This window comes from Acinetobacter sp. (assembly GCF_036659555.1).
Taxonomy (GTDB): domain Bacteria; phylum Pseudomonadota; class Gammaproteobacteria; order Pseudomonadales; family Moraxellaceae; genus Acinetobacter.
The window spans coordinates 19,286-31,961 of sequence record NZ_JAVXCI010000007.1 but is presented as its reverse complement, the minus strand read 5'-3'; the positions used below and the strand labels follow the sequence as shown (position 1 = coordinate 31,961).

Sequence of the window (12,676 nt, the reverse complement as noted above, 5' to 3'; positions counted from 1 at the left end):
GAGTCATTGGTATTTGTTATGCTAGCCAGAGAAAGACATCATGTATGAATTCCTGCTCTCTACTGGAATTGTAGCTCTAGCCGAAATGGGCGATAAAACCCAGCTCCTTGCCCTGCTGCTGGCTGCGCGCTTCCGCAAGCCTGTTCCGATCTTAATTGCCATTCTGCTTGCCACCATCATTAATCACGGCGTTTCCGCCGCGCTGGGCCAATGGATCACTGCCGTTGTGCCTGAAATTGTGCTGCTTTGGGTTCTGGCGCTGGGCTTTATCGCCATGGCGGCCTGGATGCTGGTTCCGGATGAGCTGGGCGATGAAACCGACAGCATCAACAAATGGCAGAAATACGGGGTATTCGGCGCCACCTTTGTGCTGTTCTTTTTGGCTGAAATCGGCGATAAAACCCAAATTGCCACGGTTGCGCTGGCTGCCCGTTTTGACAGCCTGTTCTGGGTCATGGCGGGGACGACGCTGGGCATGATGATTGCCAATGCGCCGGCGGTATTTGCCGGCAATAAGCTGGCGGACAAGCTGCCGATTTCCCTGATTCATAAAATTGGCGCGGCGGTGTTTTTGCTGATTGGCGTGAGCGCCTTGGCGCAGCATTATCTGTTTTAAAAGTTAAGCTTTATTTTCCAGCCCAATTTCCGGATTGGGCTTTTTAATGGGCGCCTGCAGCCATCTGGAAATGCAAAATACTTCATCTGATTCCTGTATCTTTATTGTAACTTTTTCTATTTCCATTTATGTTATAGGGAATTAGAAGTCTAATTTTTAAAATAGCATTTATTGGGGAATTGGTATGGCGTTCGAGCGTACTACATCGCAGGTCTTATTTGATAATGGCATACATAAATGCATCAGCTTCACCAGCCTGGTTAAGGGTGAAGGGGTCCAAGCCAACCAATTCTTGATTATCGACAATAACCGCGCAGCGGTTTTAGATCCGGGCGGCGACTTGACTTATGTGCCGCTGACCATGGAATTGAATAAATACACCCGGCTGACCAATCTGGACTATGTGATGGCCTCGCATCAGGACCCGGACATCATTACCTCCATGCCGCGCTGGCTGGTCTACACCGAAGCCAAAGTGGTGGCCTCTAAGCTCTGGGCGCGCTTCCTGCCGCATTTGAATTCGGCGTTTATGAGCGACCGCATGAAAGGCAACTGGCTGGACCGCCTGGTGGAGCTGCCGGATCACGGCCAGGTGATTCATCTGGGCGAGAGCAAGATCATCGCGGTGCCTGCGCACTTCCTGCATTCGGTCGGCAATTTCCAGTTTTATGACCCGATCGCCAAAATTCTGTTTTCCGGCGACATGGGCGCTTCAATGGTGGATGACGCCTCCAGGCCGCTGGAAAATTTCGCCGCCCATATTCCTAAAATGAAAGGCTTCCATCAGCGCTATATGTGCAACAACAAAATCATCCGCTTATGGGTGAATATGGTGCGCAGCATGGATGTGGAAATGATGGTGCCGCAGCACGGCACGCCGTTCATCGGCAAAGAGCAGATCAATCAGTTTCTGGACTGGATTGAGACGCTGCAGTGCGGCACAGACTTGATGGATGAGTCGGTATTTACTTTTCCTGAATAAACGCTGGAATTGATAAAAAAATCTTGAGGATCCGCGCGGCATTTTTTAAAATCCAGCTTCAAAAAATCACTTTTTGATGACGAGAATTTATAAGAATGTTGTCTCAAGTACCGACACAGGATGCGTGTTTAAGCTGCGGCGCCTGCTGCGCTTTTTTCCGGGTTTCATTTTACTGGGCGGAAGGGCTGCATATGCCCGAGCATTATACCGAACCGGTGACGGCGGTTTATTTATGCATGGCGGGCACCAGCCAGCCGCAGCCGCGCTGCGTTGCGCTTGCGGGTGAGATTGGCCGGCAGGTCAGCTGCGGCATGTATGAAGCCCGCAGCTCTTCCTGCAAGGAAGTGCAGATCGCCGACGCGCAGTGCAATAAGGCGCGCGCGGCCTATGGCATGATTCCCTTTACCGCGCTGGACATGCTTGTGCCGGTCAATGATGATGATTTTGATCAGGTCAGTTAAAGCGCATTGAAGCTCAAACTGCAGAAGCAGGGCCAAGGTCCTGCTTTTTTGCATTTGCGGCCGCATGAAACAGCAGCAGTCCGGCAAGTTTAGGGCGGAGATTAGAATAAGGCGCGGTGCAGGCAGCCGATATTCCGCTGCGTTGAAAAAAATAATGCTTATTTAATAATTATTTAATCATAAAGGCATATTTTAATTATGGAATTAATGGCTATACTGTGACTGCACCTAGAAAAACCGGAAGCTGAAGCCATAATTTTAATAAAAGGAATGTGAGCATCATGTCAAAAACAACATCTTATACATTATTCGATAACGGCGCGCATAAGTGCGTTGTGTTCACCAGTCTGGTGAAGGGCGAGGGGATTCAGGCCAATCAGTTTTTAATCATCAACGGGCAGGAAGGCGGCATTATTGATCCGGGCGGCGACCTGACCTATTCGCCGCTGACTTTTGAGCTGCTGAAATATCTGCCGTTAAATAGAATCAAATATGTGTTCGGTTCGCATCAGGACCCGGATATCATCACCTCCATGCCGCGCTGGCTGATGCATACCCAGGCGAAAATTGTGGCGTCCAAGCTTTGGGCGCGCTTTCTGCCCCATCTGAATTCAGCCTATACCTCAGAAAAAATGGACGGTGAATGGCTGGAGCGCTTAATTGAGCTGCCGGATGAGGGCCTGAGCGTGCCGATTGGAAATTCTGAGCTGCATTGCATTCCTGCGCATTTTCTGCATTCTGTCGGCAATTTCCAGTTCTATGATCCGATTTCAAAAGTGCTGTTCTCCGGCGATTTGGGCGCTTCAACCATTGGCGACCCGCAAACTCCGGTGACGGATATGCAGGCGCATATCCGGCATATGCGGGGCTTTCATCAGCGCTATATGTGCTCCAATAAAATTTTGCGCTATTGGGTGGATATGGTGAAGGATATGGATGTGCAAATGATTGTGCCGCAGCATGGCGCGCCTTTTGCCGGCCGAGACAGCATTGAGCAGTTTCTGGACTGGCTTTGGGACTTGCCGTGCGGAATTGACGTGATGGAGAAGCAGGTTTTCCGCGCGCCGTTGAAAGAAAAAAGCGGAATTGAATGAAGCCTTTCATTTTCAATGAGAATTTCAGCAAACGCGCTGCAGTGCGGGTGAATTTTTGCATTGCAGCCAGAATAAGCATGAATTTAGCCTGATTTTTTGTTTATAATAGCGCACGGAAATTACCAGTGAGACTGCTATGCTGACCATCGTTCAAGACGCGCTAACCTTCGATGATGTCCTATTACTCCCTGCCTACTCAACTGTCCTCCCAAAAGATGTCTCGCTAAAGACACGCCTGACCCGCGGCATTAACCTGAATATCCCTTTAGTGTCCGCTGCCATGGATACGGTGACTGAGTCACGCATGGCGATTGCGATGGCGCAGAACGGCGGCATCGGCATTCTGCACAAAAACATGGACATTGCAGCCCAGGCTGCTGAAGTGCGCCGTGTGAAAAAATTTGAAGCCGGCATGGTGAAAGACCCGATCACCGTGACTCCGGAAACCACCGTCCGCGAGCTGATTGCAATTACTCAAGCCAACAACATCAGCGGCGTGCCTGTAGTTAAAGACGGCAAAGTGGTCGGCATTGTGACCGGGCGCGATACGCGCTTTGAAACCAATTTAGAGCAGCCGGTAAGCAACATCATGACTGGCCAGGACCGTCTGGTGACTGTCCGCGAACATGAATCCAAAGAAAATATCCAGGCGCTGCTGCAGAAAAACCGCATTGAAAAAGTCATTGTGGTCGGCGCCAATAATGAGCTGAAAGGCTTGATTACGGTCACTGACTTCCGCAAGGCTGAATTGTATCCAAACAGCTGCAAAGATGATTTGGGCCGCCTGCGTGTCGGCGCTGCCGTCGGCACCGGCGCGGAAACGCCAAGCCGCGTAGAAGCGCTGGTTGAAGCGGGTGTAGACGCCATTGTAGTGGATACCGCGCATGGCCATTCTGCCGGCGTGATTGAACGCGTGCGCTGGGTGAAAGCCAATTATCCGCAAGTGCAGGTGATCGGCGGCAACATTGCGACCGGCGATGCAGCGCTTGCGCTGTTGGATGCCGGCGCGGATGCGGTGAAAGTCGGCATTGGCCCGGGTTCAATCTGCACCACGCGCATTGTTGCGGGCATCGGCATGCCGCAAATCTCCGCGATTGACAGCGTTGCCAACGCATTGAAAGAGCAGATTCCTTTAATCGCTGACGGCGGCATCCGCTTCTCCGGCGATATGGCGAAAGCGATCGGCGCTGGCGCCAGCACCATCATGGTTGGATCATTGATGGCCGGCACTGAAGAAGCGCCGGGCGAAGTTGAATTCTTCCAGGGCCGCTACTACAAAGCTTACCGCGGCATGGGTTCTTTGGGCGCAATGGCCGGCGCAACCGGTTCTGCTGACCGTTATTTCCAGGACGCTAAAGCGGGTCAGGAAAAACTGGTGCCGGAAGGCATTGAAGGCCGCGTGCCGTATAAAGGCCCGATGGGCAATATCGTGCATCAGATGATGGGCGGCCTGCGCTCCTCCATGGGCTATACCGGTTCCGCAACGGTTGAAGACCTGCGCCAGAATGCGAAATTTGTAAAAATTACCGCAGCCGGCATGTCAGAGTCGCATGTGCATGATGTGACCATTACCAAGGAAGCGCCAAACTACCGCGTTGGTTGATTTTTAGTAATCGCTGCACTGAAAAAGCCGTCATTTATCTGACGGCTTTTTGCTTTTTGGTGTAAAGTAAATCCAGTTTGAACCGGATGATGAATATCACCGCACGTTAATAAGAAAGTGAGCAGAAGATGAGTTATTTTGGTACGGATGGCATTCGCGGAAAGTTTGGGGAACTTCCGATTACACCTGAGTTTGCGCTGAAGCTGGGTTTCGCTGCCGGCAAGGTCTTAAAGCGCACCAGCAAGAAAAGCAAGCCGATTGTCGTATTGGGGAAAGACACCCGCCTTTCCGGCTATATTCTGGAAGCTGCGCTGCAGGCCGGCCTGAACGCAGCCGGCGTATATGTGCATCTGCTGGGGCCGCTGCCGACGCCGGCCATTGCGCATTTAACCCGCGCGCTGCATGCCAGCCTGGGCATTGTGATTTCAGCATCGCATAATCCGTATTTTGACAACGGCATTAAATTCTTTTCCGCTGAAGGCAAAAAGCTGCCGGATGAATTGCAGGACGCGATCAATCAAGAACTGGAACAGGAGATGCGGATTGAGGACACGGCCAATCTGGGCAAAAGCCTGCGGGTGAAGGACGCTAATGGCCGCTATATCGAGTTCTGCAAATCGACCTTTCCTTACCATCTGGACCTTTCGCATCTGAAAATTGTCGTGGACTGCGCCAATGGCGCAGCCTACAGCGTGGGGCCGTCAGTTTACCGCGAACTGGGCGCCAAAGTCATTGCGCTGTATAACGAACCGGACGGCCTGAATATCAATAAGGACTGCGGTTCAACGCATCCGGAAAATCTGCAGAAAGCGGTCCTGAAGCATCATGCCGACTTGGGCATTGCTTTTGACGGCGATGCTGACCGGGTGATTATGGTGGACAAAAACGGCGAGCAGGTGACCGGCGACCATATCCTGTATATTCTGGCGACTCAGGCCAGCCAGAAGCCGGCGGGCATTGCTGGCACGGTCATGAGCAACATGGCGCTGGAAATCGCCCTGGATAAAGCGCAGGTGCCTTTTGTGCGCGCCAGCGTCGGCGACCGCTATGTGCTGCAGGCTTTGGATGACAAGGGCTGGGTGATTGGCGGCGAGCCTTCAGGCCATATCCTGACGCTGGACAAGAGCACTACAGGCGATGCGATCATCGCCTCGCTGCAGGTGTTAACTGTGATGGTGGCGCAGCAGAAAGCGCTGCATGAACTGACCGAAGGCTTTAATCTGCTGCCGAATGTGCTGGTCAATGTGCGCCTGAGCCAGATGTTTGATCCGTACTCAGTTCCAGCTTTGGCTGCGGAATTTGACAAAGCGGAACAGCAGCTGAAAGGGCGCGGGCGCATCTTAATCCGCAAATCCGGCACAGAACCGGTCATCCGCGTGATGGTGGAAGGCGAACAGCTGGAAGAGGTGACGGCCTTGGCGAATCATTTGGCCGATGCCGTGCGCGCGAACGCAGCTTAAGGGGAGAGATGCCATGAGCGATGTCATTAAAGATTTAAGCGAGCTGCGCCTCAGCTATCAGAAAGGCGAGCTGCATGAAGCGCAGGCGGCGCAAAACCCGCATGCGCAGTTTCTGGATTGGTTCAATCTGGCGCTGGAAGCCAAGCTGCATGAACCCTATGCCATGTATCTGGCCACTGCCAATGCGCAGGGCCGCCCGCATGTGCGCACAGTGCTGCTGCGCGGCGCCGCAGAAGCCGGCTATGACTTTTACAGCAACTATGACAGCCAGAAAGGCGCGGATTTAGCCGAAAATCCCTATGCCGAACTGCTGTTTTACTGGCCTGAACTGGAGCGCCAGGTGCGGGTCAGCGGCAAGGTGGAAAAAATTCCTGAAGAAGAGTCGGCCGCCTATTACCGCAAGCGCCCGCGCGACAGCCAGATCGCTGCCCATATCAGCACGCCGCAGAGCGGGGTGATTGACAGCCGTGAAACGCTGCAGGGCCGGTTTCAGGCGCTGCAGGATCAGGTGGCGGACAAGGACGTTTTGGCCAAGCCGGAATTCTGGGGCGGTTTCCGCCTGCAGCCGGACTATTATGAGTTCTGGCAGGGCCGCCCGAACCGCCTGCATGACCGCCTTTGCTATGAAAAAACCGATGGCGCCTGGACGCTGCAGCGGCTGATGCCTTAAATGCCGCAGCTTTTAATTCAGCAAAGGCCATTGATCACGCGCCCTGAAAGCATTCAGGGCGTTGCGCCGTTTATTGCGCAGATTTTAGCGCGCCGCGGGGTGGCGTCGGAACAGGAGCTTGAGCTGAAGCTGAAGCATCTGCTGGCGCCCGGCATGAAAGGGCTGCAGGAAGCGGTGCAGCTGATGGATCAGGCGATAGATCAGCGGAAGAAAATCGTGATTGTCGGCGATTACGATGCCGATGGCGCCACCAGCACGGCCTTAATGCTTTTGGCCTTGCGCGAAATGGGCGCGCATGCCGAGTATCTGGTGCCCGACCGCTTTAAATACGGCTACGGGCTGACTCCGGCGATTGCCGATTTGGCTTTTGAAGCCTTCCGCCCGGATCTGCTGATTACCGTAGACAACGGCATTTCCAGCCATGCCGGCGTAGCGCAGGCGCAGGCGCACGGCATGCAGGTGATCATTACCGACCATCATCTCACCACTAAAGCCACGCCGCCGGCGGAAGCGGTGGTCAACCCGAATCAGCTCGGCTGTGAATTCCCCAGCAAGGCCCTGGCCGGCGTGGGCGTGGCCTTCTATGTCCTGGCCGCGCTGTCCAGCCTGCGCGCCAGGCAGGGCAAAGCTTCGGCCAAAGTGGCCAGCTATCTGGATCTGGTGGCTTTAGGCACCTATGCCGATGTGGCCAGCCTGGATTACAACAACCGGATTCTGGTCGACGCCGGCTTAAAGCGCATTCAGCAGGGCCTGGGCCGGGCCGGCATCAGCGCCTTGCTGGATATCGCCGCCCGTGATCCGGCCACGCTGAAAGCGCAGGATCTGGGCTTTGTGCTTGGCCCGCGCATCAATGCGGCGGGGCGCATGGAAACCATGGACATCGGCATTGAATGCCTGCTTGCGCCCGACATGCAAAGCGCCTATCCCTTAGCGCAGCAGCTGAATCAGCTGAATGTCGAGCGCCGCCAGGTGGAAAGCCAGATGAAGCAGGAAGCGCTGGCTGAACTGGCCAAGCTGCAGCTGGATCAGGACAACTTGCCGCCGGCGCTGATCATGTTTGAGCCGCACTGGCATCAGGGCGTGATCGGCATTGTGGCCGGGCGGCTGAAAGAGCAGTTTCACCGGCCTGCAATTGTGTTTGCCGCCGATCAGGACGGCAGGCATATTAAAGGCTCGGCGCGCTCGATTGAAGGCATTCATATCCGCGACAGCATTGAGCGGATTGCCGAGCAGCATCCGCATCTGGTCAGCCATTTCGGCGGGCATGCGGCGGCGGCCGGCCTGACCATCCTGAAGGAAAATTTCGCAGCGTTTAAGGCCGAATTTGAACAGCTGATGGCTGCGCAGGACAGCAGCCTGTTTCAGGCCGTGCTGTGGACGGATGGCGCGCTGCCGGATGAAGCTTTTCAAACTGCAACAGCCGATGCGCTGCAGCAGCTGACGCCGTGGGGGCAGCAGTTTCCAGCGCCGGTTTTTGAAGGCCGCTTCAAGCTGCTGGATTACCGCTGGCTGAAAGACGCGCATCTGAAGCTGCGGCTGGCGCTGGCTTCCGGGCAGGCGCTGGAGGCGATTGCCTTCAATGCGGCCGGGAAATATGCCTTTGATCCGGCGCAGGGGCAGGTGCGCCTGGTGTATGAGCTGGATAAAAACACCTTCAATGGCGTGACCAGCCTGCAGCTGCGGGTGCTGCACCTTGAACAGTAAGGCAAATGATGCCTATAAAAAAACCGCTCAATTGAGCGGTTTTTTTTATTAGATTGGATTGCTGGCGCTGGATTAGAAGCGGTATTTGGCTGCGACGCCAAATGAGTTGTAGTCATTGCTGCCGACTTCGCCAAAGCCGACACGGCCTTCCAGGCTGACTTGCTGATTGAAGAATTTGCGGGCATTGATGCCGAATTCGCTTTGATCCCTCAAGTCATTGCTGTAGTAGTCCGCGCCGACACTGAAGCTCTTGTCGATGAAGTAATCGGCAGCCAGATTGAACTCATCCAGATCGCCGAATGATGCGCCGGCTTCAAGGTTGATGTCTTTGCCGTTGCTCAGCTGGGTCACGTATTTGGCGCGGAGCGTTGGATCTGCGCCGTCATCTTTGTCATTGTCATAGCCTTTGACGCCGGCTGCAACCAGGAAGCCCGGCGCTGGAAGGTAGCCGACTTCAGCTGCATAGTAAGTGGTGTCATGGTCTACTTTGCCCGCCGGCGTTTTGACTTCCAGATTGTTGCGGCTGATGCCGCCGCTGACATAAAAATCGGAGTTCGGCACGAAGTATTCGACGCCTGCGCCGTAAGTATTGTCATCAACATCGCCGCGGTCAGCAAATGAGGCATGCGCCTTAACATTGCTGGCGCGGTCAAGGAAGGCTGCTTCCGCCAGCGGCGCATTGCGGGTTTGCACCGGGTTGAAGTAATAGGTGCCGTTTACGCCGAATTCACTGCCAGAGCCGCCATGATCTGGATCGATATATCCTGCTGAAGCGCCGACTTCCGCCTGGTATGCGTTCGCTGTGCCGGTGATGGCCAAAGCAGACAGCAGCGCTGAAGCGATTGCTAATTTTTTCATGGATCATACCCCTCTGAAATTTGGCTTAATTAATACATTTCTTGTTACAACTTTCAGTTTAGAGCAAAAAACCGCCGCGTCAATTTCCATAAGGTTGCAGAAATGCTGCTGCGGTAAGCTTATGTAAAAAATATTCTATTAATTGCTTGATATTTATTTGAATTATTTAAATGTTATGTTTTGTTGAAACTGTGAGGATATTATGGATTTTTGCTTATTTGATCACTATTTAGCCTGAACTTAAAGCAAATGCTGCCTGCCGGATGCCCAAAAACGCCGGCCTCAGCGCAGGCGATAAGGCCGCTAAAAGCCGCATTTTTGGCCGGATTGAAAGCGCAGGGTAGGCATGCCGGCGCCATTTCATGCAATGCGCGCCTGTTAAGAAGTTTTACAATAAAGCCCTGTTTTGCAGGCCGGCGCGCTGCCTGTCAGGCGCAGACTGCAGCCAATTGCGGCTGCGGCGCAAACAGGCTGCAGCTGCGCAAGCGGTCTGTGCTATAATCGCGGGCTATTTAAGCCAAATTTTTTGTTTGAGAGTATTTCACGTGGAAATCAATCCTTATCTAAACCAATTAAAAGACTTAAACGACCGTGGTCTCACATTACGGGGGTATCTTTGACTACGATCTGAAAAAAGAGCGTTTAGAAGAGGTTCTCCGCGAACTGGAAGACCCGGCAATCTGGAATGACCAGAACCGCGCGCAGGCCATGGCCAAAGAAAAAGGCGAGCTGGAAAATGTGCTGAACGTTCTGGAAGGCTTGTCGGCGCAGATTGAAGATGCGCAGGCGCTGCTGGATTTGGCGGTAGAAGCCGATGATGAAAGCCTGCTGGCGGATGTGCAGGCGGAGCTGGATACTGCGGAAGAAGAACTGGCGAAACTGGAATTCCGCCGCATGTTCAGCAATCCGATGGACCCGAACCCGTGCTATGTGGAAATTCAGGCCGGTTCCGGCGGCACCGAGGCGCAGGACTGGGCGTCCATGCTGCTGCGCATGTACATGCGCTGGATTGAGCGCCACGGCTTTAAAGCCGAACTGATGGAAGAGTCGGACGGCGATGTCGCTGGGATTAAATCGGCCACCATCCGGGTAGACGGCGAGTATGCCTACGGCTGGCTGCGCACCGAATCCGGCGTGCACCGCCTGGTGCGCAAGTCGCCGTTTGACTCCGGCAACCGCCGCCATACTTCTTTTTCCGCCGTGTTCGTTTCTCCGGAAGTCGATGACAATATTGAAATTGAAATCAATCCGGCCGATGTGCGCACCGATACTTACCGCGCTTCCGGCGCCGGCGGCCAGCACATCAACAAAACCGACTCTGCGGTGCGCTTGACGCATGCGCCGACCGGGATTGTGGTGGCTTGCCAGAACCAGCGCTCGCAGCACGCCAACCGCGACCATGCCTGGAAGCAGCTGCGCGCTAAGCTGTATGAACTGGAAATGCAGAAGCGCAATGACGCGGCCAAAGCGCTGGAAGACACCAAGTCTGACATCGGCTGGGGCAGCCAGATCCGTTCATACGTGCTGGATGATTCGCGCATTAAAGACTTGCGCACCGGCGTGGAAAATTCCAATACCGGCGCAGTTCTGGACGGCGATTTGGATAAATTTATTGAAGCCAGCCTGAAGCAGGGCCTGTAATTTAAATTTATTTAAGAAACAAAGCTCTAACGGCATTCTGAAAATATATCTGGAATAATCGATATTAGAATCGATAAAATACGATATATTGCTTTCAGGATGCTGAATAGCGCTTTGCGCCGCTTTTTTAATTTTTAATTAAACCTGTCTGAATTATGGATATTGATTTAATTTTTAAAGCATTGGCCAACCCGACCCGGCGGCAGATATTGGAATGGCTGAAACATCCTGAGCAGTTTTTGTCTGAAGAGCAGTGCGGCGGCTTTAAGCGCGGCGTCTGCGCAGGCAATATTGAAAAGCTCGGCAAGGTTTCGCAGTCCACCATGTCAAATCATTTGTCCGTGCTGCAGCAGGCCGGCTTGATTCAGGCGGAGAAATACGGCCAGTGGTCGTATTTTTCCCGCAACGAAGCGCTCATTCAGCAGTATATTGACTACTTGCAAAACTCGCTCTAAACCTTGAATAGGGCGGGTGATGAGGCGGATATGGCTGAACTCAACTCTCCTTTAATCCTCGGCGGCCTGCACCTGAAAAACCGCGTGGTGATGGCGCCGCTAACTAGAAGCCGCGCAACAGATGAGCGCGTTCCGACCGCGATGATGGCGGAATATTATGCGCAGCGCGCCAGCGCCGGCCTGATTATCTCTGAAGCGATTGTGATTGCAGAACAGGCGAATGGTTACCTGAATACTCCGGGCTTATTTACTGACGCGCAGGTCGAAGGCTGGAAACAGGTCACGCAGGCGGTGCATGACCAAGGCAGCCTGATTGTGGCGCAGCTGTGGCATGTCGGGCGCGTTTCCCATCCGGACCTGCTGGACGGCGCCATGCCGGTTTCCGCCAGCGCCGTGCAGCAGAAAGGGCAGGTCAGCCTGCTGCGCCCCAAGCGGGACTATGTGGCGCCGCGCCCTTTGGAAATTTCTGAAATTCACGCCATTACTGAACAGTACAGGCAGGCTGCCGTGCGCGCCAAAGAGGCCGGTTTTGACGGCGTTGAGCTGCATGCCGCCAATGGCTACCTGCTGGACCAGTTCCTGCAAAGCAGCACCAACCTGCGTGAAGACGAATACGGCGGCAGCGCCGAAAACCGCGCGCGCTTCCTGCTGCAGGCGGTGGATGCGCTGATTGAAGTCTGGGGCGCAGGGCATGTCGGCGTGCATCTGGCGCCGCGCTGCGATGAGCATGACATGGGCGATGATGATCCACGTGAAACCTTTGGCTATGTGCTGGAGCAATTGGGCCAGCGTGAAATCGCTTTTTTCTTTACCCGAGAATATCTGGCCGGCGACAGCATCAGCGAATACCTGAAGCAGCGCTCCGGCGGCAAAGTGCCGTATATCGCCAATATGCGCCTCAGCCGCGCCGATGCGCTGAACCTGCTGGCATTCGGCAAGGCAGATGCGGTTTCTTTCGGCAAAGCCTATATTGCCAATCCGGATTTGTATGAGCGCCTGCTGCAGAATGCGCCATTCAATACGCTGCGCCTGGAAAGCATGATTGGCGTGCAGTCCGCGGAAGGCTACACCGATTATCCAAGCCTGCAGGACCAGTCCGGCGCCGGCAGCCTGCAGCATTAATCTGGCCGCG

The 12,676-nt window shown here is 54.1% G+C and carries 12 protein-coding genes; 11 read left to right on the top strand and 1 reads right to left on the bottom strand.

Annotation, left to right across the window (positions count from 1 at the left end; genetic code table 11):
• Positions 1 to 40 precede the first annotated feature (40 nt).
• From RSA72_RS01925 to recJ, 8 genes are all read left to right on the top strand, one after another.
• Positions 41 to 616 (top strand): TMEM165/GDT1 family protein, encoded by a 576-nt coding sequence (locus RSA72_RS01925; protein WP_332622328.1) that lies wholly within the window; start codon positions 41 to 43, stop codon positions 614 to 616.
• A 184-nt stretch (positions 617 to 800) separates the two neighbouring features.
• A complete protein-coding gene (locus RSA72_RS01920) occupies positions 801 to 1,598 on the top strand; it encodes an MBL fold metallo-hydrolase (protein ID WP_332622329.1) in 798 nt (265 codons plus the stop codon).
• A 95-nt stretch (positions 1,599 to 1,693) separates the two neighbouring features.
• Positions 1,694 to 2,059, top strand: a complete 366-nt coding sequence (locus RSA72_RS01915; protein ID WP_332622330.1) for a YkgJ family cysteine cluster protein — start codon at positions 1,694 to 1,696, stop codon at positions 2,057 to 2,059.
• A 281-nt stretch (positions 2,060 to 2,340) separates the two neighbouring features.
• Positions 2,341 to 3,153, top strand: coding sequence for an MBL fold metallo-hydrolase (locus tag RSA72_RS01910; RefSeq protein WP_332622331.1), 813 nt, complete (start codon positions 2,341 to 2,343; stop codon positions 3,151 to 3,153).
• Between the two features lie 136 nt (positions 3,154 to 3,289).
• A complete protein-coding gene (guaB, locus tag RSA72_RS01905; protein WP_332622333.1) occupies positions 3,290 to 4,756 on the top strand; it encodes an IMP dehydrogenase in 1,467 nt (488 codons plus the stop codon).
• 128 nt (positions 4,757 to 4,884) lie between these two features.
• Positions 4,885 to 6,216 carry a phosphoglucosamine mutase gene (gene glmM, locus RSA72_RS01900; protein ID WP_332622334.1) on the top strand — a complete coding sequence of 444 codons (1,332 nt, stop codon included), beginning with the start codon at positions 4,885 to 4,887 and terminating at the stop codon, positions 6,214 to 6,216.
• Between the two features lie 13 nt (positions 6,217 to 6,229).
• Complete coding sequence (pdxH, locus tag RSA72_RS01895) at positions 6,230 to 6,886, top strand: pyridoxamine 5'-phosphate oxidase (RefSeq protein ID WP_332622336.1); 657 nt, start codon at positions 6,230 to 6,232, stop codon at positions 6,884 to 6,886.
• Entirely contained in the window at positions 6,887 to 8,590 is a 1,704-nt protein-coding gene (gene recJ, locus RSA72_RS01890) for a single-stranded-DNA-specific exonuclease RecJ (RefSeq protein ID WP_332622337.1), read from the top strand.
• 72 nt (positions 8,591 to 8,662) lie between these two features.
• On the opposite strand, the gene RSA72_RS01885 is transcribed toward recJ, so the two are convergent.
• A complete protein-coding gene (locus tag RSA72_RS01885; protein WP_332622338.1) occupies positions 8,663 to 9,448 on the bottom strand; it encodes a putative porin in 786 nt (261 codons plus the stop codon).
• 545 nt (positions 9,449 to 9,993) lie between these two features.
• Between RSA72_RS01885 and prfB the strand changes: the two genes are divergently transcribed.
• The 3 genes from prfB to RSA72_RS01870 all read left to right on the top strand — a co-directional run bounded on the left by prfB (position 9,994) and on the right by RSA72_RS01870 (position 12,666).
• Positions 9,994 to 11,089, top strand: a protein-coding gene (gene prfB, locus RSA72_RS01880; RefSeq protein ID WP_332632670.1) for a peptide chain release factor 2 whose coding sequence is annotated in 2 segments (ribosomal slippage) — positions 9,994 to 10,065 and positions 10,067 to 11,089 — 1,095 coding nt in all. Because the reading frame shifts where the segments join, the coding sequence is not laid out codon by codon here.
• 155 nt (positions 11,090 to 11,244) lie between these two features.
• Positions 11,245 to 11,544, top strand: coding sequence for an ArsR/SmtB family transcription factor (locus RSA72_RS01875; RefSeq protein WP_068910246.1), 300 nt, complete (start codon positions 11,245 to 11,247; stop codon positions 11,542 to 11,544).
• Between the two features lie 30 nt (positions 11,545 to 11,574).
• Complete coding sequence (locus RSA72_RS01870; protein WP_332622168.1) at positions 11,575 to 12,666, top strand: alkene reductase; 1,092 nt, start codon at positions 11,575 to 11,577, stop codon at positions 12,664 to 12,666.
• Positions 12,667 to 12,676 lie beyond the last annotated feature (10 nt).

Excerpts from the sequence above, each read along its gene's own strand:
- RSA72_RS01925 (WP_332622328.1), top strand. The coding sequence starts at position 41 with ATGTATGAATTCCTGCTCTCTACTGGAATTGTAGCTCTAGCCGAAATG.
- RSA72_RS01920 (WP_332622329.1), top strand. The coding sequence starts at position 801 with ATGGCGTTCGAGCGTACTACATCGCAGGTCTTATTTGATAATGGCATA.
- RSA72_RS01915 (WP_332622330.1), top strand. The coding sequence starts at position 1,694 with ATGTTGTCTCAAGTACCGACACAGGATGCGTGTTTAAGCTGCGGCGCC.
- RSA72_RS01910 (WP_332622331.1), top strand. The coding sequence starts at position 2,341 with ATGTCAAAAACAACATCTTATACATTATTCGATAACGGCGCGCATAAG.
- guaB (WP_332622333.1), top strand. The coding sequence starts at position 3,290 with ATGCTGACCATCGTTCAAGACGCGCTAACCTTCGATGATGTCCTATTA.
- glmM (WP_332622334.1), top strand. The coding sequence starts at position 4,885 with ATGAGTTATTTTGGTACGGATGGCATTCGCGGAAAGTTTGGGGAACTT.
- pdxH (WP_332622336.1), top strand. The coding sequence starts at position 6,230 with ATGAGCGATGTCATTAAAGATTTAAGCGAGCTGCGCCTCAGCTATCAG.
- recJ (WP_332622337.1), top strand. The coding sequence starts at position 6,887 with ATGCCGCAGCTTTTAATTCAGCAAAGGCCATTGATCACGCGCCCTGAA.
- RSA72_RS01885 (WP_332622338.1), bottom strand. The coding sequence starts at position 9,448 with ATGAAAAAATTAGCAATCGCTTCAGCGCTGCTGTCTGCTTTGGCCATC.
- RSA72_RS01875 (WP_068910246.1), top strand. The coding sequence starts at position 11,245 with ATGGATATTGATTTAATTTTTAAAGCATTGGCCAACCCGACCCGGCGG.
- RSA72_RS01870 (WP_332622168.1), top strand. The coding sequence starts at position 11,575 with ATGGCTGAACTCAACTCTCCTTTAATCCTCGGCGGCCTGCACCTGAAA.